This window comes from Achromobacter sp. JCM 18799 (genome assembly GCF_055395645.1).
Genome location: NZ_AP043866.1, coordinates 327,029 through 347,679 on the forward strand (window position 1 = coordinate 327,029; position 20,651 = coordinate 347,679).

Consider the following 20,651-nt stretch of genomic DNA (forward strand, 5'->3'; position numbering starts at 1 on the left):
GGGGCGCCCAGGGGGCGCCCCTTGATTTTCAGGGCTTGACCGCGTGTGTGGCCAGGAACGTCGGCAGGAAACGGTCGATCAGGAAGCGCGGCTGAGGCTGCTCATCCTCATAGAATCCCTTCAACAGGAATCCGGCTTCCAGCTGGCCGCCGATCTGTTCGCCCAGACTGTGCCCGAACACCAGCGCGTCGCCCCGGCCCTGCTTTTCGGCCAGTTCCGATGCGCTCAGGTCGCGCAGGTCGGAGTAGGGCAGCCGGAAGCGCGGCCGGATCAGGCCCTGTTCGGCCAGTTCCGGCGCGCGGTCTCCGACGAACACGACCGGGTTGTAGAAGCTGCTGAGCAGCCTGCCGCCATGCTTCAGCACCCTGAAGCACTCCCGCCATACGGGCCGCACGTCAGGCACGTACAGGTTGGAGATCGGATGCACGATGCAGTCGAAGGACGCGTCGGCGAACGCCGAAAGATCCCGCATGTCTCCCTGCGCGGTTGCGAGCGCCAGGCCGTCGCGGCGCGCGACCATCTCGTCCTGGGCCAGCTGCAGCGGCGAAGCGTCGAACACGGTCACGTCCGCGCCGGCGGCGGCCAGCACGGGAGCCTGTTGGCCGCCGGCGGAGGCCAGGCACAGGATGCGCGGAGCCGGAGTCATCGCCGGCAGCCAATCCGCGGGCAGGGCGCGCGGCGTGATGTGCACCCGCCAGTCGCCGCGGCGCGCGGCCTCGATCGTTTCGGGGCCGACCGGTTGCGACCAGGCGCATTGCTGCGCGGCCTGGCGGTCCCAGGCGGCGCGGTTGTGTTGATAGATATCGATGGTGGTGTCAGTCGCAGGCATTGCGTTTTCCTTGTGTGAAGGGGAAAACTGCCGATGCGCGGAATCCGCGAGCCTGAGCCTTGCTGGGGCAATCCGCGGCGCGCCGATGGGCGCCGGGTCCTGCAAGACATCAGAATGGAACAAGCAATGCGGCTCGCGCGCCAGGCAGCGCGGGGAGTCAAGATGCGCGTGGGCATCCCGGCATTTACTTGTTCACTCTGAGTGCTCCGGTGAAAGGGGAGAGGGTTGCAAGCTTAACCCGGGCAGCGCGGCGGGGACAAATGACGGTCTGGAACCGGCGCAGGCTCGACGCGGCGCCGGACCCGCCACTACGCGCCGCGCGGCGCCGTGATGACATGCGCCTGGATTCTTCCTGTGATGGGACCCGCGCCGTAGCGCGCACGCAGCGCGTCGGCCGCCGCATTGACGGCCTGATCCAGCATGTCCGCGCCGCGGGCCTCGATCTCGTTGCGCAACGGCGTACCCTGGCAATAGGCCATGGCAGCCGTTTGGGGCGTGTCCGCACGGCTTTCGAAGGCAACGGTTTCCAGCGTCTGCCGGTCGGTGAATCCGGCGCGGGCCAAGTCGGCTCTGATGACGGCCGCGTCGTAATAGCCATGGGGAATCCGGCTCATGAACCGGGGCGGGTCGCCGGGGAACAGCCGAGCCAGGGCCTGCTCCACCGTATCGGCAAACGCGTTGTCCTCGATGCGGTCCCAGACGTTGAACAGGAAGGCGCCGCCGGGCCGCAAGACCCGGCGCGCTTCGGCGTAGGCTGCGGCCTTGTCCGGCAGGAACATGTAGCCGAACTGGCAGACCACGGCATCGAAGGTCTGGTCCTCAAACGGCAGCTTCAGGGCGTCGGCCTGGCGCCAGGTGACGGCGCGGCTTGTGCCCAGGGCCTGGGCCTGTTCCAGCATGGCCGGATTCAGGTCGGTCGCGACGATGGCCGCGCCAGCGGGCAATTGGTCCGCGAGCTGGCGCGTCACCGCCCCGGTGCCTGCGGCGACCTCCAGCACGGCGGAAGGGCGCAGCGCTGCGGTTCGCGCGGCGATGTCCGCCGCATAAGGTTGGAAGACGAGAGGAACCATGTACCGCTGGTAGAACTGCGGAATGGATCCGGAGAAAACACGATCGCCAGGGGTGGTGTTCATGATGTTCGACTCCAAAGCGGCCGCGCGGAGCGGTCTTCAGATTGAACTTGGCCCTCGTCCGGTGTCGGACGGGAATTCTATTTTAGGCAATGCGAGTAGGTGTGGCGAAGAGAGGAACGATGCGAGAGGCTTACATCCTTGTAGCCCCTGGGCCTCATATTCCGGGAGTCAGCCTGATTTTGTAGCCCCTGGGGAGTGGAATGGTTGGCTGGCGCATATAGTTTAGTTCGATCCATTTTGTGCCTTTTGGGCTACAAAATGGATAGAATGTCCTTGTTTTGATGCCCAGGGGCTACAAATGACGACTTTAGGTGATGTGGCGGAAATGCTGAAGAACGTCCGTAAGCAGAATCGCCTTTCCCAAGACGAACTGGCCTCTCGCGCTGGCGTTGCTCGTACGACGGTTACGCGCATGGAAACGGTGGCGCGTGGGGACATGAGTGTGTCCGCGCTGGTTCGTTTACTGGATGCTGCGGGTTATGACCTCAAATTCGTAAAGCGCGGCCATGGCCGGACCGTTGAAGACATACTTGCTGAACAGCGACGCGGAGAGTGAGCTATGCGGCTGGACGTGTACGTTCTCGGGCAGCAGGTCGCCAAGCTCTATCGCGAGGCTGACGAGTATGTTCTTCAATATGAGCCGGACACGCCGGACAGCAGTTTCGTCAGTCTGGCGATGCCGGTACGCCAAGAGGCGTGGCGTTGGCCACGCGATTTGCATCCATTCTTTCGCCAGAACCTGCCCGAAGGCTACCTGCTCGGCGTGATCCGCGAACTGTTTGGACCTCTTCTGGATGGGACTGATCTTTCACTGTTGGCCGTGGTCGGGGCGGCCGGTATCGGCCGGGTGGCCGTGACTGTGGAAGGTGCCGCGCCGGGTGTCGACCTCAGTCCGTTGAACATTGAAGAGCTGCTTACCGCCGAGAAATCAGCTGCCCTTTTTGAAGAGCTGGTGCGCCGTTACGCGCGTAGTGCGGTATCAGGCGTGGTGCCAAAATTTCTTGCACCAGAAGAACGGTTGGGCGCGGGGAAGGACGCAGGCAAGACGACGTTGCGCACTGCCCAGCACATCATCAAAGGTTCGGATAAGGCGACCGACTTCCTGGGTTTCAACGAGCACTACACATTGAAAGTGCTCGCACGCCTGAACGTTGTGCCGGTGGTTCAAACACAGATGTCCGCGGATGGACGGATCCTGGTGGTGGATCGCTTCGATGTGGACACTGAAGGACGTCCTGCCTATGGGGTGGAGGACGCCTGCAATCTGCTCGGCCTGCCGCCGCACGAAAAATACAGTCCGTCGACAGAACGGGCGCTGAGCGCGACCAGGGCATATATTCCGTCTGCCATCAGACGCCAGCAGAACTTGCTGTTTGCTTGGCAGACGCTTGCAAACTACGTCGTGCGAAACTCCGATTGCCATGCCAAGAACATTGCCGTGTACTACTCAACCCTTGGGGATGTGCGCTACACGCCGGTGTATGACGTGGTGACGACCCAGGCGTATCCACAATTCAGCAGCGCGCCGGGCTTGGCCGTGGCTGGCCGGAAGACCTGGTCGCCGGGCAAGGCGCTCTCGCGATTTTGCACCGCTCGGCTGGATATCTCGCCCAGGGACTACCAGGACATGGTCGAACAGCTCTGTGAGTCTGCTGTGGAGGTCGGCAAGGAGATCATAGAAGCGGCCAAGAATGAACCGCGATGGAAATGGATCGCCAGACAGATGGTGCATGCTTGGAATGAGGGCATGTGCTCGCTTCGGAGCGCTCAACTGGAAAGGAAGTACCGCGGACTTGAAGCTGCCATAGAGAATGCCGGGCTCGGGGCGCCAGATGTTCCAGCGTCCGCCAACGCGGCTATAGGACGTTCTGAAATGATCGCTCCGCCCGCCCGAAAGCGGACATGACGAACGAGGGTAGCGGCGTCATGTCCATGAACGGAAGTCGAGGTCTCCCGCGCGATGGGCAAGAATGGCGGTTGCGGCCGCCTAAGCGCCCAGCCGCGCCTGTTCCGCCGCCAGATAAGCGTCCCGCGACGGCAGCAGATGCTCCCGGCACAGCGCCATCAACCCCTCCCGGTCGCCATCCCGCAGCGCGTGGATCATGGCCCAGTGTTCCTGGCGGGCGCGTTCGCGGTAGCCGGCGGCGGCTAGCGAGCCGAAGCGGATGGGGTGGGTGCGGCGGGCGTATTCCTCGATGGCCTGGCCCAGCACCGCGTTGTCCAGCAGGCTGAAGAACTCGCGATGAAAGCGCTGGTTGCTGCGGAACACGCGACGCGCGTCGCCATCGGCGACCGCGGCATCGTGTTCACGCTGCACGGCCACCAGCGCCGCCAGCCGCGCCTGCGGCACGGGCAGCGGGATCTGGCTGGCGGCATGCACTTCCAGCACCTGGCGCAGCGCGTACAGCTCCATGACTTCGCGCACCGCGTACGCGCGCACGACCGCGCCGATGTTGCGCTTTTTCTCCACCACGCCCAGCGCCTCCAGGTCGGCCAGCACCTGGCGCACCACGTGGCGCTTGAGCGCGAAGCGCGCCATGAGTTCGTCTTCGGTCAGGCGCTGGCGCGGGTGCAGCCGGCCGAAGACGATGTCTTCTTCCAGGATGGCGACCGCGGCCTGCGCGGCGTCCGGGGCCAGTACCGGCGCGGAGTCGGGGGCGAGGGCGTCCATGGGCTTGCCGCCTACTTCTTGGGCACGGTGTCGCGCGTGACGCCGGCGCGCAGGAAGTCGAAGTCCACGCCCTGGTCGGCCTGGGTCACGGTCTGCAGGAACAGCTTGCGGTAGCCGCGTTCGGCGACGGGGCGGACGATGGGCTGGGCCGCGGCGCGGCGCGCCAGTTCGGCGTCGTCCACCAGCAGCGCGATCTCGCGGTTGGCCACCGACAGGCGGATGCGGTCGCCGTTCTGCACGTAGGCCAGCGGGCCGCCGATGGCGGCTTCGGGCGTGACGTGCAGCACGATGGTGCCGGCGGCGGTGCCGCTCATGCGGCCGTCGGAGATGCGCACCATGTCCTTCACGCCGGCGCGCGCCAGCTTCCTGGGGATGGGCATGTAGCCGGCTTCGGGCATGCCCGGCGCGCCGGTCGGGCCGATGCGCTTGAGCACCAGGATGTCTTCGGCGGTGACGTCCAGCGCCTCGTCGTCGATGCGCCGCGCCATGTCCTCGGCGTCCTCGAACACCACGGCGCGGCCTTCGTGCTCCATCAGCTTGGGGTTGGCGGCGGATTGCTTGATGATGGCGCCGCCGGGGGCCAGGTTGCCGCGCAGCACGGCCAGGCCGCCCACGGGGTAGATGGGCGAGGCCGCCGTGCGGATCACGTCCTGCGGGAAAGCGGGCGGGGCGTCGTCGAGTTCCTCGCCCAGCGTGCGGCCCGACACGGTCAGCGCGTCCAGGTGCAGGTAGGGACGCAGCTCGCGCAGCAGCGCCGGCATGCCGCCGGCGTGGTGGAAGTCTTCCATGTAGTGCTGGCCGGAGGGCTTGAGGTCGACCAGCACGGGCGTTTCGCGGCTGATGCGGTCCAGTCCGGCCAGGTCGATGTCGATGCCCAGGCGGCCGGCGATGGCCGTCAGGTGCACGATGCCGTTGGTGGAGCCGCCGATGGCCAGCAGCACGCGCAGGGCGTTCTCGATGGATTTGCCGTTGAGGATGCGCTCAGGCGTTAGGCGCGAGGCGGCCATGGCCACGGCGGTGGCGCCGGTCTTCTCGGCGACGCGCACGCGGTCGGCGGTGACGGCCGGGGCCGACGCGCCGCCGGCCACCATCATGCCCAGGGCTTCGGTGATGCAGGCCATGGTGCTGGCCGTACCCATCACGGAACAGGTGCCCACGCTGGCGACCAGCTGGTTGTTCACGTCCGAGATCTCGGCCGCGTCGATCTCTTCGGCGCGGTAGCGGCCCCAGTAGCGGCGGCAGTCGGTGCAGGCGCCCACGCGCTCGCCGCGGTGCGAGCCGGTCAGCATGGATCCCGTGACCAGCTGGATGGCGGGCACGCCGGCGGACGCCGCGCCCATCAGTTGGGCCGGTACGGTCTTGTCGCAGCCGCCGATCAATACCACGGCGTCCATGGGCTGGGCCCGGATCATTTCCTCGGTGTCCATGGACATGAGGTTGCGCAGGTACATGCTGGTGGGCTGGGAGAAGCTCTCGTGCACCGAAATGGTGGGGAAGTCCATGGGCAGGCCGCCGGCCAGCATGACGCCGCGCTTGACCGCCTCGATCAGTTGCGGGGCGTTGCCGTGGCAGGGGTTGTAGCTGCTGCCCGTGTTGACGATGCCGATGATGGGGCGCGACAAGGCGTCGTCGGTCAAGCCCGCTCCCTTGATGAAGGCCTTGCGCAGGAACAGCGAAAAGCCGGTGTCGCCGTAGTTGGTGAGCCCGCGGGCCACGCCGCGCGCCGTGGCGCCGTCACTGCTGAAAGGGCCCGGCGCAGCTGCGTGGTTCTTGGTCTCGTCCTTCATTTTTGATCTCGATAATATTATTGATAATCTGATGACGGCATCATAGCCAGCCTTTGAAAACGCCCGCAAGCGATTTATCAGTGCCGTTTAATTGATCTTATTAATAGATCAGTCGATAGAAAAATTCTGATTCTTCAATCAAGTTGCCGAACCTACACTGGCCCGGTTGACGAGCCGGGCGTCCGTTTCATTCCTATACCCATCCCGGCAGGAGACCTACATGTCAGACCTGCGTCTGCGGCCGCGCCGCGCCGTGTTGTTTTCCCTGCTGGCCTTGTGCGCCGGCATGTCCGCTCCCGCCCTGGCCGCCGACGCCTACCCCGACAAGCCCATCCGCATGATCGTGCCGTACCCGCCCGGAGGCGCGACCGACGTCATCGGCCGCGTGCTGGCGCAGGAGCTGACCGGCGCGCTGGGCCAGTCGGTGATCGTGGAGAACCGGGCGGGCGCCGCCGGCAACATCGGCGCCGACCAGGTCGCCAAGGCGCAGCCCGACGGCTACACGCTGCTGATGGGCGCGCTGACCAGCCATTCCATCAACGCCGCCCTGTACCGCGGCCGCGTCACCTATGACGTGGAGAAGAGCTTCGCGCCGGTGTCCATCGTGGGCACGGTGCCGCTGGTGTTCGTGGTGAATCCGTCGGTGCAGGCGAAAACGCTGGCCGAGTTCATCGCGCTGGCCAAGTCCAAGCCCGGCTACATCACCATGGGTTCTGCCGGCAACGGTTCGCCGCAGCATCTGGCCGCCGAAATGTTCAAGCGCACCGCTGGCGTGGAAGTGCTGCACGTGCCCTACAAGGGTAGCGGCCCGGCCATGACCGACCTGATGGGCGGGCAGGTGCTCAGCATGATCGAAACCGTGCCCGCGGCGCAGGGCAGCATCAAGGCCGGCAAGCTGCGCGCGCTGGCGGTGACGTCGGCGCAACGGGTGGACGCGCTGCCGGACGTGCCGACCGCGGCCGAAGCCGGCCTGAAGGATTTCGAGGTCAGTTCGATGTTCGGGATCGTGGCGCCGGCCAATACCCCGGCGCCGGTGATCGAGCGTTTGAATGGCGAGCTGAAGAAGATCCTGGCCAAGCCGGAGGTCCAGGCCTCGCTGCTGAACCAGGGCGCCATCGCCACCTGGACCACGCCAGCCGACGCCGGCGCCCGCGTGTCGGCCGAGCTGGCGCGTTGGACCAAGGTCATCGACGAAGCGGGCGTGAAGGGGGATTAATACCCCTAAAGTTGTGGCTATACGTCACACGCCGGAAGTTCCGCCGGGAACCTCCGGCGATTTTGTTTGTGCGCGCGCTCGCGAAAGACGCAACAAGGCTTGCGCGCAAACTGAGGAATACGCACTGAAAAAAGGGTGCATGCAAAGTTTTGCGCTATGAACCGCCAAAAGGGACGCAATAAACCGCAATAAAGCTCTCGCGAGATTGTATACAGTGGTTGACCCCGAATAGACTAGTGTGGTGTCTCAAAAGTAATCATCAAATAATGGTACTCGCTGCCCGCGCCACAGATGCCAAGATGGTGTCCGCACTTTTATGCCACACGAACGGCTTGGGATCCTCGTTGTGACGATCAATGTATTCCCGTATGGATTGCTCCAGCTGAGCAACGCTGGTGTGGGCGCTGCGCTTGATCCACTGCTCGCTGATCTGGCTAAAGAAACGCTCGACCAGATTGAGCCAGGACGCTGAGGTGGGCGTGAAGTGAACGTGGTAGCGAGGATGGGCTGCTAGCCAGGCCCGCACTGCCTGCGTCTTGTGCGTGCCGTAGTTGTCCATGATCAGGTGGATGTCTTGTTCGCCAGGCACCGCTGCATCGATGGCTTTGAGGAACTGCAGGAATTCCACACTGCGGTGACGGCGCTTGAGCTGTCCTATGACTTTGCCAGTGGCCACATCCAGCGCTGCAAACAGCGACGTTGTGCCATGGCGCTTGTAATCGTGCGTGCGCGTGCTGGGTTTGCCAAACGTCAGTGGTAACCCTGGTTGGGTGCGATCCAGAGCCTGGATCTGGCTCTTCTCGTCCACGCACAGCACCAAGGCGCGATCGGGTGGTGCCATATACAGCCCCACCACATCCCGTACCTTGTCCACGAAATGGGGATCCGTCGATAGCTTGAAGGTTTCTTGCAGGTGCGGCTTCAGCCCAAAGGCATGCCAGATGCGCTGCACCGTCGCGGGCGATACGCCAGCGTGCCGACTCATCTGGCGCACGCTCCAGTGCGTGGCGTTGTCAGGCTTGCTCTGGCGAACCTTGTCCACAATGAGCTGAACCTGCTCGTCGCCCACACTGCGCGGGCGGCCAGCGCGCGGGGCATCGGTCAAACCCGCCAGACGATACGCCCGGTAGCGCCGCCGCCACTTGGAGACAGTTTGCACCGTCGTGCCCAAGCGTTGGGCAATCATGGTGCCCGACTCCCCATCTGCGCAGCCCAGCACGATTCGCATGCGCAGCTTCTCGTCCTCGGGCGCTTTGCGTACGCGCAGTCGCGCATGCAGCTCTGCGCGCTCGGCATCGGTGATCTGCAGCTTCGTGGCGGGGCGTCCAGGGTGGGCCATCAGCGTAGTCTCCTATAAGGAAGCTGATTCGACCAACACCGGTCAAAATAGTTCTATCTATTTTTGAGACACCACACTAGGCCGTAATGTAGTTTGCGGGCCTTCCCAGGACGGCAGAAGGGGGATAACAATGACAGACGACCAGGACGAAAAGTCGATTCTGTACACGCATTTCGGAACGCATAGTCCGTATTGGCGTCTGTCCGCCGATAGCGACGCGTTCGAACTTGCAGCAGTCAAGGGCGCAGCCAATATCGCGATGGCATTGCGCCCGGAACAAGCCGAGACGATACGCAGCCTGACGGGCATCACGTCCAGCGTGCGCATCGACATCTCGCTGTACGGCGACATGCTCAGGCTCCACCTGGTGGGCCGCAAGATCAATCCCAACGAATGGGCCGGCACCGCGTCCGCCCATTCCGACACTGAATCCGTGGCCAAGGATCTGGTCGAAGGCCTGTCCTTTGCCGAGACCGTGGTGTCCGAGGCCAACTCGGTCATCGTCATCGTCGACCAGAACGGCCGGGTGCAGCGCTTCAACAAGCTCAGCGAGGAATACACCGGCAAGCGCGAGCAGGACATCATCGGCCGCAGCGTGTTCGAGATGTTCATGACGCGCGAAGAGGCGATCGCCTCGCGCCGCAATATCGCCGAGTTCTACAAGCGTGGGCAATCCTACGAGGCCGAGCGCCTCATCAATACGGTCAAGGGGCCGCGCCTCTTCCTGTTCCGCAACAAGTTCGTCACCAGCGGCAGCGGCGAAAAGCGCGTCTACCTGATCTGCTCGGGCACCGACATCACCGAGGAACGCCAGGCGCAGGAGCGCCTGCGGGTGCTGGCCAATACCGACATGCTGACCAACCTGCCCAACCGCCACGCGATCACGACGCGGCTGAAGGCGGCGCTGGCGGCGGGCGAGGACGGGCGGGGCGGCGTGCTGTTCCTGGACCTGGACAATTTCAAGCGCATCAACGATCACTACGGCCACGGCTTCGGCGACCGTCTGTTGAAGTCGGTGGCGGTCGCGATCTCGTCCTGCCTCGCCGAAGGCCAGACCCTGGCGCGGCTGGGCGGGGACGAATTCATCGTGCTGCACGAGGCCGCGCAGACCTGGGAGCTGGAGGCGACCGCCCAGCGCATCATCGAACGGCTGCGCGAGCCTTTCCGCCAGGGGCTGATCGAGGTCTACACCAGTTGCTCCATCGGCATCGCCATGTATCCGGAGCACGGCGCCGACCTGGACAGCGTGGTGCGCAGCGCCGACATCGCCATGTATGTGGCCAAGGAAGCGGGGCGCCATACCTACCGCGTGTTCCAGCCCGAGATGGACCGCCGCAACGCGGACTACGTCTGGCTGGACACCAATCTGCGCAAGGCGCTGGCCGAAGACCATCTGATGCTGTACTACCAGCCCAAGCTGGCCGGCCGCAATGGCGAGGTCGACGGGGTCGAAGCCCTGGTGCGCTGGCGTTCGCCGGAACGCGGCATGGTCGGCCCCGCCGTCTTCATTCCGTACGCCGAGGAGTCGGGCCTGATCTCGCCGCTGGGCGTATGGGTCATGCGTGAAGCGGCCAGGCAGGCCGCGGCCTGGAAGCGCGACGGCCTGAACATCCGCATCGCCATCAACATGTCGGCGCGGCAGTTGAATGACAAGGGCGTGGTCAGCGACTTCATGCGCGCCATCAACGACGCCAGCCTGGATCCCTGCCTGCTGGACATCGAACTGACCGAAAGCTGCCTGATCGACGACGAAGGCGCCGCCATCGAACTGATCAAGCAGTTCCGCCAACTTGGCGCGCGGGTCCATCTGGACGACTTCGGCACCGGCTATTCCTCGTTGTCGCAGCTGGCCCGCATTCCGCTGGACGCGATCAAGCTGGACGCCAGCTTCGTGCGCGGCGTCAACGAGAACCCGGTGTCGCAGGCGCTGGCGCGCGCCATCGTCGCGGTGGCGCGCACGCTGGAGCTCAAGGTGATCGCCGAGGGCGTGGAAACCACCGAAGAAGCCGTGTTCGTCGACACCCTGGGCGTGGACGCCAAACAGGGCTACCTGTACGCCAAGCCCATGCCGGCGGCGGAGTTCACCGCCTGGCTGGCTCAGCGCCGCCGGCTGCATCTCATTGCCTGACGCAGCCGGCAGCGCCTTACCGCATCAATGCATGGTGGCTTCCAGCGCGGACTCCGCGCTGGAAGAACTGCGGCGGTTCTGCGCCATCACCAGGCGCTCCATGTAGGCGCGGTCCTTCGGGTCGATCGAGAACGCGGCTTCGACCCAATCTTCGGTAATGTCCATCAGCTCCGAGCGCGACAGGCTCAGCACGCGCTGGCGCGCGCGCAACATGGCGCGCATGCCGTTGAGCTTGGGCCGCATCACGTCGATGAAGGTGCGCGTGGCCTTGTAGGCGTCGCCCGGCTCGAACAGCACGTCGACCAGGCCGCGGCCATGGAACCATTCGGCGGTGTGGGATTCGCCCGTGCCTATCAGTTCTTCGGCCAGCTTCATGCCCGAGCGCCGCGCCACCAGCGAGTAGCCGCCCATGCCAGGGAAGAGGTTGAACGCCATTTCAGGAAAGCCCATGCGGGCGGTGTTCTGCGCCAGCACGAAGTGGTGCGCCAACGCGGCCTCGAAGCCGCCGCCCAGGGCGGTGCCTTCGATCATCGCCAGCGAGATCGCGCCAGTGTCGAAGCCGCGGGTGGCGGCATGCACGCAATCCACGCAAGCCCGGGCGTACGCCCGCAGCGCTTCGCGCTTGCCGGTGCGTATGGCTTCCGCGAAGAAATTCAGATCGCCGCCCACGTTATAGATCTGAGGAACGAGCGAGCCGGTGACCCAGAAGTCGATCGGCAGGCCAGAGTCCTTGGCGGCGCGCGCCAGGGTCATGATCTCGTCGATCAGTTCATGGTTGAAGCACGGACGCGGTTGAGCGCGCAGCATCATCCACATGACCCGACGTCCCTCCTCGTAGAACGCCGAGAGCTGCTTCAGGTTGCCGGCGGCGGTGAAGGGGTGGCAATCCGGATGAATGAGTTGATTCATTTACTTTCGTCCAATTGATCAAGGTGAGTCGGAGTACTACGGGATCAGCCTAATACAGACCTTCCGGCTCTCGTCTCATGCAAAACTCGTCCAGCTGGCCAGACTTGTCCGTAAGTCAAAGGCCCGAGTGATCAACGGAGAAACGCGATGAGCGGACGCAGCCGCTCAACCCATCAGGCGATGGGGGCATGGGTAAAACGGATGAGGGGTACACGCAATTTCGCGGCTATCGGGGCGATGCGCCGCGCGTGCGCCGAAGTCGGCGCGCTCATGCGTAGGGATGAGGGATGGCGCGGCCGGGCGGCCGCGCGCGGGCTTGCGTTTTGCGGTGCTGGAATGCGCCAGGTCAGGCGACGCCGCCGTTGGCGCGCAGGATCTGGCCGTTGACCCAACCCGCCTCGGGGCCCGCCAGGAACGACACCACGTTGGCGATGTCATCGGGCTGGCCCAGGCGCTCCAGCGGCGGCATCTTGGCATAGTGCTCGATCAGCTCGGGGCTCTTGCCGTTGAGGAAGAGGTCGGTGGCGACGGGGCCGGGCGCCACCGCGTTGACGGTGATGCGGCGGCCGCGCAATTCCTTGGCGAACACCTGGGTGAGGCTTTCCACCGCCGCCTTGCTGGCGATGTAGACGGAGTAGTTCGGCAGGTTGAGCGCGATGGTGGTGCTGGACACGTTGACGATGCTGCCGCCGTCGGCCAGCCGCGTGGCGGCTTCGCGCAGCGTGTTGAAGGTGCCGCGGGTGTTGATGCCGAAGGTCTGGTCGTAGAGCTCGTCGCTGGTTTCGGCCAGCGGCACCATCTTCAGGATGCCGGCGCTGTTGACCAGCACGTCGATGCGCCCCAACTCCGCTTCCACCTGGTCGAACATGGCGCGCACCTGGTCCACCCGCGACACGTCGGCGCGCACGGCCAGGGCGCGGCCGCCCGCCGCGCGGATGTCATCGGCCAGGGTTGCGGCCTCGGCGGCGCTGGAGGCGTAGTTGATGGCGACGGCGTGGCCGTCTCGCGCCAGGCGGCGGACGATGGCGGCGCCTATGCCGCGCGATCCGCCGGTGACGAGCGCGATGCGTTGCGTGGCCTGGGTGTTCATGTCGTATCTCCGGTTGGATTGGGGGGTGAGGCGTATCTTGAACTATTCCAGAAGAAAGATAATTACTCTATATTCGCTAACATAATTTCATCTGCATTAATAATAGGTGAGTGACGATGGACCGGTTCCAGGAAATGCTGGTGTTCGTGCGCATCGCCGAAAGGCGCAGCTTTTCCAAGGCCGCCGAGGACCTGCAGATTCCGCGCCCCACGGTCACCAACCTGGTCAAGCGGATGGAAGCGCGCCTGGGGGCGCGGCTGCTTGAACGCACCACGCGCCAGGTGCGGCTGACCCATGACGGCGAGGCCCACTACCAGCGCTGCGTGCGGCTCCTGGCGGATCTGGAAGAGGCCGACGGCGCATTCCTGGACACCTCGCCCAAGGGCCTGCTGCGCGTCAACGCGCAGGGCACGCTGGCCAGGTTCTTCGTCATGCCCGGACTGCCGGCCTTCCTGGAACGCTATCCCGACATCGTGCTGCAGCTGGGCGAGGACGACCGGCTGGTGGACCTGGTGCGCGAAGGCGTGGATTGCGTGCTGCGTACCGGCACGCTGCAGGATTCTTCGCTGGTGGGACGCCAGATCGCGCTGATGCCGCAAGTCACGGTGGCCAGCCCCGCCTATCTGGCGCGCTACGGCGAGCCGCGGCGGCTGGAAGACCTGGAAGGCCACCGGGCGGTGGACTACCTGTCCAGCGCCACGGGGCGCAGCCTGCCGCTGGATTTCACGGTCGATGGCAAGAACGTGCAGGTGCGCCCCAGGGCCGTGGTCAGCGTGACCGGCGCGGAGCTCTACACCAGCGCCGCGCTGGCCGGACTGGGATTGGTGCAGGTGCCGCGCTACCGCGTCGAGCGCGAGCTGGCGACGGGCGAGCTGAAGATCGTGCTGCCCGGCGCGCCGCCCGCGCCCATGCCCGTGTCGGTGCTGTATCCGCAGAACCGCCAGGTGTCGGCGCGGGTGCGCGTCTTCACGCAATGGCTGGCGGAGGTCATCGCCGCCGGCCTGGCTCAGACGATGCCGGTCAGGTAGTACACCGCGATCGCCAGGAAGACCGAAGCGGTCGATATCAGCGTGATGGCGAAGATGTCGCCGTAGGACTGGCGGTGCGTCAGGCCCGTGACCGCCAGCAGCGTGATGACCGCGCCGTTGTGCGGCAGCGTGTCCATGCCGCCGCTGGCCATGGCGGCGATGCGGTGCAGCACCTCCATGGGGATGCCCGCCGCGTGGGCGCTGTCGATGAAGGTCTGCGCCATGGCCGCCAGCGCGATGCTCATGCCGCCCGAGGCCGAACCGGTGATGCCGGCCAGCGAGGTCACGGCCACTGCCTCGCCCACCAGCGGGTCGGGGATGGCCTTGAGCGCGTCGGCCACCAGCAGGAAGCCGGGCAGGGCGGCAATCACGCCGCCAAAGCCGTATTCCGCCGCCGTGTTCATCGACGCCAGCAACGCGCCCGACACCGCGTTCTTGCTGCCTTCGGCGAAGTGCGCCTTGATGCCGCGGAACGAGAACAGCAGGATGGTGACGATGCCTGCGATCAGCGCGCCCATCACCGCCCACAGCGCTACCTGGTCTTCGGCATTGACGGGCATGGGCTTGGGCAGGCCGGGCAGCGCGACTTCGGAGCCGGCCGGATACCAGCCCGGTATCCAGCGCGTCAGCAGGTAGTTGACGACGCCCACTACCACCAGCGGCAGCAGGGCGACCAGCGGATGGTGTTCGCGTTCATTGGGCGGCGTGACCGGTTCGTTGCGCAGGTCGGTGCCGTAGGTCTCGCCGGCGGCCGCCGCGCGCTTGCGCCGCCACTCCAGATAGGCGATGCCGGCGGTCAGCGTGAAGCAGGCGCCGATCAGGCCCAGCCAGGGCGCGGCCCAGGTGGTCGTTTCGAAGAAGGTGGTGGGGATGATGTTCTGGATCTGCGGCGTGCCGGGCAGGGCGGTCATGGTGAAGGTGAACGCGCCCAGGGCGATCGCGCCCGGCATCAGCCGCTTCGGGATGCCGCCCTGGCGGAACATCTCGGCCGCGAACGGATAGACCGCGAACACCACCACGAACAGCGACACGCCGCCGTAGGTCAGCACCGCGCAGACCAGCACGATGGCCATGATGGCGCGTTCGGCGCCGATCAGGCGCAGCACCGCCTGCACGATGGCGCGCGAGAAGCCCGACAGCTCGATCAGCTTGCCGAACACGGCGCCCAGCAAGAACACGGGGAAGTAGAGCTTGGCGAAGCCCGCCATGCGCTCCATGAAGATGCCCGAGAACACGGGCGCCAGCGCCGACGGGTCGGTCAGCAGCACCGCGCCCATGGCCGCGATGGGCGCGCACAGGATCACGCTATAGCCTCGATACGCCGCCAGCATCAGGAACGCCAGCGCCGCCACCACGATGAACAATCCGGTCATTCGGTACTCCGGGAATGAAGAGATAAGGGGTGTGGGGCTACACCTTACCGCATCAAACCGGATACCTTGTTTGCAACGGCCGGGATTCAGCGATCCAGCAGCGCCTGCGCCTGGCGGGCGATATCCAGGTCGATCGCGGCGTCCTCGCCTCCACCCATGAACCAGGCGGCGGACAGGCCGCACCAGGCCAGGATCCATTGCAGCAGCCGGCGGCGCTCCAGGCCGGATTGCGCCACGACAAGTTCCAGCCGCCGCTCGAAGCGTCCTGGCACGATGGCGACGGGCGGGATCGGATCCGCCAGGTCCGGGTTGCAGAAGATGTTGGCGTAGTCGAAGGCGCGCTCGCCGTGCAGGCGCTTGGGGTCGATGACCAGCCAGCCGCGCTCGCCGAAGTCCAGGATGTTGTCGTGGTGCACGTCGCCGTGCAGCACTGTCGGGTCGCGCGGGCTGTCGAGCAGGGCGCGGGCGTGGCGCGCTGTGCGCCAGGATGCCGCCTTGCGCCTGCGCCATGGGCCACAGTTCCTCGAACCATTCTTCCAGCGGACGCAGCGCGGGCAGCGGCCGGGCGCGCGGCGCGTGCAGATCCTGCAGCACGCCGCAGATGATGCGGGTGGCCTCGTCGTCGCGCCCATTGCGGGCGTAGTCGGCCAGCGAGCGCGTGCCGGTGGCCCGCTCCAGCAGGATGGCTGCGTCGTCGTGCGCCAGCACGCGCGCGGCGCCCTGGCCGTCCCACCAGCGCATCAGCACGCCGCCTTGCTTCTCGTCTTCCTCGTGCGAGACCTTGAGCATGGCGGGTTGGCCGCGATGGCGCACGGGCAGCAATTGGGCGGCGCGCGTGATGATGGGAGCGCCGTCGGGGGTCAGTTGCCAGCGGGAAAGGTAGGTGTCGAACATGGGCTTGCGGGGAGTGCTGGGACGGACCTCTATAGTAGAACCCGGCGCGGCATGGCCTGCGTCGCGCGTTGCCGCGGCAGCAATGCCGTAATCGCCGCCGCCAGCGCATTGCCTGCCGCGCTGGCGACGATGGGCAGCAGATAGGAGCCGCTGAGGTCGTACGCATGGCCCGCCGCCACCGGGCCGATCAGCGTGCCGAACGCCACGCTGGTGTAGAGCGCGCCGATGATGCCGCTGACGTGGCGGCCGCCGAAGTAATCCATGACCACCGCCGGCATCAAGGCCACCCAGCCGCCGTAGAACGCGCCGAACACCAGCGCGAACAGCGCCAGCGTCCAGAACTGGCCGCAAGCGCCCCATAGCGCCAGCGACGCCGCCATGCCGCCATACATCGTGGCGAGCGAGGCGCGCCGGCCCAGCCGGTCGGCCAGCGAACCCAGCAGGAACCGGCCCGCCGTGCTGCCCACGCCGACCATGCCCAGCAGCAGCACGGCCCGTCCCGGCGCGATGCCGTGATCCAGGGCATAGGGGATGAGATGCACGAAGGGCACGAAGACGCCGAAGGCGCCGGCCATGGCCGCCAGGTACAGCAGCAGGAAGACCCTGCTGCGGATGGCGGCGAGCACCGGCACGCCGGCAGGCGCGGATGCAGGCGCCGCGCGGACGGGGGGCGCGGCGTCGCCATCAGGCTGCAGTCCCCGGTCTTGCGGCGAATTTTCAACCCAGCGCGCCGCGGCGCAGCCCAGCACCGCCACGGCGGCGGCCAGCGCCAGATAGGCGGCGCGCCAGCCCCACAGGTCGATCAAGGCAGAGGCGAGCGGCGGCACCAGCAGCGTGCCCACGCCGATGCCGCTGACCGCCAGCCCCGAGGCCAGCCCGCGCCGGCGCAGGAACCAGCGCTGCACCGCGCCTACCACCGGCACGTAGGCGCAGCCCACGCCCAGCCCGACGCCCAAGCCGTAGGCCAGGTAGATCTGCATCATGCTCTGCGCGGCGCTGGCAAGCGCCAGGCCCAGCGCCACCAGCAGCATGCCTATCCAGGCCATGCGGCGCGAGCCGTAGCGGTCCGCCAGCGGACCGCTGACGACGCCAAAACCGAAGTAGAGGAATCCCGCCAGCGAGAACACCAGCGACACCGCGCCGCGCGTGGCCGAGAAGTCGCGTTGCAAGGCGTCGACGAAGGCGCTGAAGGAATAGGCGCTGCCAAAGCCCAGCAAGGTGATGGCGAAGGCCGCGGCCACCACCCGCCAGCCATGGAAGATCGCGCTGGCGCCGTGTTGCGCATGCAGGTTCATCGCCGGCCTCACAGCGCCGGCCGGCGCAGATGCCAGCTTGTCGCCGCCTGGAACGCGGCGCCCAGCCGGAACAGCACGGATTCGTCCAGATGGGCCGCCACCAGTTGCATGCCCATGGGCATGCCGGCTTCGCACTGCCCGGCGGGCAGCGTCAGGCAGGGATGACCCGTCATGTCGAACACGCAGGTGTAGCGTTGCAGCGCTTCGACCAGTCCGGGCTGCAGTCCCAGGACGCTGATGGCTTCGAGCGTGAGCGGCGCCATGGGCTGCACCGGCGTCAGCAGCGCATCGACCCGGCCGAGCAAGGCATCGACCTTGCCTCGCGTGGCCATGCGGCGCAACAGGATGCGCTGGTATTCGAGGCCGGAGAGCGCGCTTCCCGCTTCGATCACGCCGGCCAGCACCGGTCCGTACTCCGCCTTGCGGGATGGATAGGTGCCGGCGTGCGCAACCGCCGCCTCGACCGCGCAGAGCGGCGCCCAGTCGCGCACGGCCTGCGCGGCGTCCTCGATGGGGAACTGCAGCGGCACCAAGGCCGCGCCCAGCTGTTCGAAGACCCGCATTGCCGTTTCCATCATGCGCTGAGTCCGCGCATCGACGTTGCCGTGGTTCCAGTTCACATCCACGCCGATCCGCAGACCGGCGACCGGAACGGCGGCCTCCAGGGTGTAGCGCGGCACGGGCGCTTGCAGCGCGGTCGGATCCTTCGCATCGGGGCCGGCTATCGCTTCCAGCAGCGCCGCGGCGTCGGCCGCGCTGCGCGCGATGACGCCGGCGTGATCCAGCGAGGCCGCCAGTTCGAACACGCCGTGGCGGCTGACGCGGCCCCAGGTCGGCTTGATGCCGGTCAGCCCCGCGGCCGCGCAAGGCCAGCGGATGGAACCGCCGGTGTCCGAGGCGGTCGCGCCGAAGCACAGGCCGGCGGCCGTCGCCACCGCCGATCCGCTGGATGAGATGCCGATCCAGTAATCCGCGTGCCAGGGATTGCGCGGCGGCGCGACGTCGGGGTGATGGTCGGAGTACGCGCCTTCGGTCATTTGCAGCTGCCCCAGCAGCACGGCGCCCGCGTCGCGCAGGCGGCGGGCTACCGTGGCGTCATGGTCGGCGGGCACGCCGCGGTGAATCGCGGTGCCGGCAGCCGTCGGCACGCCCTTGCGCCGGAACAGGTCCTTCAGCGCGAGGGGGACGCCATGCAGGGGGCCGCGGTAGCGCCCCTGGCGTATTTCGATTTCGGCGGCCTGCGCTTCCTGCAGCGCGGAGGCCGCGGTTACATGGGCATAACTGCGCAGATCGCCGTCCAGCGCTTCGATGCGCCGTAGTTGCGCGCGCGTGATCTCCACCGGCGAGACCTCGCCCGACCGGATCAGGGCGGCGAGCGCCAGCAGGTCAAGGTGGTGCAGGTCGGCGGCCTTGATGTCTTCCGTATAGTTCATCTATTCTTTATCCATCTTGTACATGTCACAGACCCGATCAAGTTAATGTCTGTATGGCGTGGGTACAAACCATGATTTCTATTCGATTTGAATTAGAAAAACTAAATCATTGAATTTTTCGGACATGACCACTCCGCGACTGCCTCCGCTCAACGCGCTGCGGGCCTTCGAAGCTGCCGCCCGCCATCTGTCGGTGAAGGACGCGGCGCAGGAACTGTGCGTGACGCCCGGGGCGGTCAGCCAGATGATCAAGTCGCTGGAGCAGCATCTGGGCGTGGCCCTGTTCCTGCGCGTGAACCGCGGCATCCAGCTGACGGACGCCGGTCACGGCTTCCTGCCGCCGGTGCGCAACGCCTTCCGCCAGATCCTGGCCGCGTCCGCCCGCGTTGCCCAACCGCCCGAAAGCCGCGTGCTCACCGTCAGCACCACCGCGTTCTTCGCATCGGCCTGGCTGATCCCCCGGCTGCACGAGTTCCAAGCCCGCCATCCGGAGATCGATCTGCAGCTCGTCACCAGCAACGCGTTGGCGGCTTTCGGCCGGGACGGCGCGGACATCGCCATCCGCCACGGACTGGGCCGCTATGCGGGACTGCAAAGCGAACACCTGCTGACCGTGGAAGTGGTGCCGGTGGCATCGGCTGCTTTGGTAACCAAGCTGGGCATGCCGGCCGGTGTGCGGGATTTGCTGCGCTGGCCGCGCGTGCACGATGAAGCGCGCAACGGCTGGCAACTGTGGTTCGCGACCCAGGGCGTGGAGGACGCGGGCATGCCTAGAGGCCCCGCTTTCGATGATGGCAGCCTGTTGCTGCAGGCCGTGGCCGCGGGCCAGGGGGCGGGCCTGCTGCCCGTGGCGATGGTGCAGGACGACGTGGCGGCCGGACGTCTGGTCCGGCTGGCCGGCGACGCCTGGCTGGATGAGTTCGGCTACTACCTGGTGTGGCCGGGCAGGGGCGCCATGCCGGAGAAGGCGCGGGTGTTTCGCGATTGGCTGCTGGAAAGCGGCCTGGGGGCGCCTGCCTGAAGCGCTACGGCGCGGCGGACGACAGCGCCGCGGCCTTGCGCGCCAGTTCGGCCACGCCGAAGCTGGTCGCGAGCGAATGATCTTCCAATGCTTCCAGCGGCACCCAGCGGGCGTCGGCGGCGTCGTCGCCCGCCACCGGTTCGCCGGATTGCCAGCGGCACAGCACCGCGATCAGGATGAAGTGGCGGCGCAGCGCGCCCGCGTCGTCGCGGTCGTAGACGTCCACCGCGTCGAACACCTGCAGCGGTTGCGCGCGCACGCTGGTTTCCTCCAGCAGTTCACGCGCGGCGGCGGCAAGCACGCCTTCGCCCGCGTAGATCTTGCCGCCGGGAAAGGCCCAGCGGCCCTGGTCGGGCGGGTTGGCGCGTTGCACCAGCAGCACGCGGCCGTCGCGCACGACGGCGGCGATGGTGGCGGCGATGGGACGTTGGGGCGGGGGCGCGGTCATGCGGGGTTCCTTTGCGCAGCTGGGGGCCGGGTATGCCAGGGTACGCCAAGCCGGGCT

The 20,651-nt window shown here is 66.5% G+C and carries 17 protein-coding genes and 1 pseudogene; 6 read left to right on the plus strand and 12 right to left on the minus strand.

Translation table 11 applies throughout. The features are described 5' to 3' along the window. Window positions 1-28: 28 nt before the first annotated feature. Window positions 29-829 carry a class I SAM-dependent methyltransferase gene (locus ACZ5YA_RS01820; RefSeq protein ID WP_464091922.1) on the minus strand — a complete coding sequence of 267 codons (801 nt, stop codon included), beginning with the start codon at window positions 827-829 and terminating at the stop codon, window positions 29-31. Between the two features lie 308 nt (window positions 830-1,137). Next, on the minus strand, window positions 1,138-1,962 hold the full coding sequence (locus tag ACZ5YA_RS01825; protein ID WP_118933886.1) for a class I SAM-dependent methyltransferase: 825 nt from the start codon (window positions 1,960-1,962) through the stop codon (window positions 1,138-1,140). A gap of 298 nt (window positions 1,963-2,260) precedes the next feature. Between ACZ5YA_RS01825 and ACZ5YA_RS01830 the strand changes: the two genes are divergently transcribed. Together ACZ5YA_RS01830 and ACZ5YA_RS01835 are read left to right on the plus strand one after the other, a co-directional pair. Next, on the plus strand, window positions 2,261-2,518 hold the full coding sequence (locus tag ACZ5YA_RS01830; protein ID WP_013393124.1) for a helix-turn-helix domain-containing protein: 258 nt from the start codon (window positions 2,261-2,263) through the stop codon (window positions 2,516-2,518). Window positions 2,519-2,521: 3 nt separating this feature from the next. Next, window positions 2,522-3,868: a type II toxin-antitoxin system HipA family toxin gene (locus ACZ5YA_RS01835; protein ID WP_464091923.1), complete on the plus strand. Its 1,347-nt coding sequence runs from the start codon at window positions 2,522-2,524 to the stop codon at window positions 3,866-3,868. Window positions 3,869-3,949: 81 nt separating this feature from the next. Here the strand turns inward: ACZ5YA_RS01835 and ACZ5YA_RS01840 are convergent, their stop codons facing one another. After that, window positions 3,950-4,633 carry a GntR family transcriptional regulator gene (locus ACZ5YA_RS01840; protein WP_280014927.1) on the minus strand — a complete coding sequence of 228 codons (684 nt, stop codon included), beginning with the start codon at window positions 4,631-4,633 and terminating at the stop codon, window positions 3,950-3,952. Between the two features lie 11 nt (window positions 4,634-4,644). After that, window positions 4,645-6,420, minus strand: a complete 1,776-nt coding sequence (locus tag ACZ5YA_RS01845; RefSeq protein WP_464091924.1) for an IlvD/Edd family dehydratase — start codon at window positions 6,418-6,420, stop codon at window positions 4,645-4,647. 220 nt (window positions 6,421-6,640) lie between these two features. On the opposite strand from ACZ5YA_RS01845, the gene ACZ5YA_RS01850 reads away from it, so the two are divergent. Continuing rightward, a complete protein-coding gene (locus ACZ5YA_RS01850; protein WP_059378475.1) occupies window positions 6,641-7,636 on the plus strand; it encodes a Bug family tripartite tricarboxylate transporter substrate binding protein in 996 nt (331 codons plus the stop codon). Between the two features lie 259 nt (window positions 7,637-7,895). Here the strand turns inward: ACZ5YA_RS01850 and ACZ5YA_RS01855 are convergent, their stop codons facing one another. Next, complete coding sequence (locus ACZ5YA_RS01855) at window positions 7,896-8,975, minus strand: IS630 family transposase (protein WP_005801445.1); 1,080 nt, start codon at window positions 8,973-8,975, stop codon at window positions 7,896-7,898. A gap of 130 nt (window positions 8,976-9,105) precedes the next feature. Here ACZ5YA_RS01855 and pdeR point away from each other — a divergent pair, with 130 nt between their 5' ends. Further along, window positions 9,106-11,103 carry a cyclic di-GMP phosphodiesterase gene (gene pdeR, locus ACZ5YA_RS01860; RefSeq protein ID WP_251880683.1) on the plus strand — a complete coding sequence of 666 codons (1,998 nt, stop codon included), beginning with the start codon at window positions 9,106-9,108 and terminating at the stop codon, window positions 11,101-11,103. A gap of 24 nt (window positions 11,104-11,127) precedes the next feature. Here pdeR and ACZ5YA_RS01865 read toward each other — a convergent pair whose 3' ends face one another. Beyond that, entirely contained in the window at window positions 11,128-12,012 is an 885-nt protein-coding gene (locus ACZ5YA_RS01865) for a crotonase/enoyl-CoA hydratase family protein (protein ID WP_054459094.1), read from the minus strand. A gap of 346 nt (window positions 12,013-12,358) precedes the next feature. Then, window positions 12,359-13,102 carry an SDR family oxidoreductase gene (locus ACZ5YA_RS01870; protein WP_464091925.1) on the minus strand — a complete coding sequence of 248 codons (744 nt, stop codon included), beginning with the start codon at window positions 13,100-13,102 and terminating at the stop codon, window positions 12,359-12,361. A 116-nt stretch (window positions 13,103-13,218) separates the two neighbouring features. Between ACZ5YA_RS01870 and ACZ5YA_RS01875 the strand changes: the two genes are divergently transcribed. Beyond that, entirely contained in the window at window positions 13,219-14,130 is a 912-nt protein-coding gene (locus ACZ5YA_RS01875; protein WP_118933883.1) for a LysR family transcriptional regulator, read from the plus strand. Here ACZ5YA_RS01875 and ACZ5YA_RS01880 read toward each other — a convergent pair. The 4 genes and pseudogenes from ACZ5YA_RS01880 to ACZ5YA_RS01895 all read right to left on the minus strand — a co-directional run bounded on the left by ACZ5YA_RS01880 (window position 14,109) and on the right by ACZ5YA_RS01895 (window position 19,125). Further along, window positions 14,109-15,503 (minus strand): GntP family permease, encoded by a 1,395-nt coding sequence (locus ACZ5YA_RS01880; protein WP_059378482.1) that lies wholly within the window; start codon window positions 15,501-15,503, stop codon window positions 14,109-14,111. The genes ACZ5YA_RS01875 and ACZ5YA_RS01880 overlap by 22 nt on opposite strands. A gap of 86 nt (window positions 15,504-15,589) precedes the next feature. Next, window positions 15,590-16,397 (minus strand): annotated as a pseudogene (locus ACZ5YA_RS01885) (aminoglycoside phosphotransferase family protein). 29 nt (window positions 16,398-16,426) lie between these two features. Beyond that, window positions 16,427-17,692: an MFS transporter gene (locus ACZ5YA_RS01890; RefSeq protein WP_464091926.1), complete on the minus strand. Its 1,266-nt coding sequence runs from the start codon at window positions 17,690-17,692 to the stop codon at window positions 16,427-16,429. An 8-nt stretch (window positions 17,693-17,700) separates the two neighbouring features. Further along, window positions 17,701-19,125, minus strand: a complete 1,425-nt coding sequence (locus ACZ5YA_RS01895) for an amidase (protein WP_464091927.1) — start codon at window positions 19,123-19,125, stop codon at window positions 17,701-17,703. Between the two features lie 124 nt (window positions 19,126-19,249). Between ACZ5YA_RS01895 and gcvA the strand changes: the two genes are divergently transcribed. After that, window positions 19,250-20,146, plus strand: coding sequence for a transcriptional regulator GcvA (gene gcvA / locus ACZ5YA_RS01900; RefSeq protein WP_251880675.1), 897 nt, complete (start codon window positions 19,250-19,252; stop codon window positions 20,144-20,146). Between the two features lie 4 nt (window positions 20,147-20,150). Here the strand turns inward: gcvA and ACZ5YA_RS01905 are convergent, their stop codons facing one another. Next, window positions 20,151-20,594, minus strand: coding sequence for an NUDIX hydrolase (locus ACZ5YA_RS01905; RefSeq protein WP_464091928.1), 444 nt, complete (start codon window positions 20,592-20,594; stop codon window positions 20,151-20,153). Window positions 20,595-20,651: the final 57 nt, after the last annotated feature.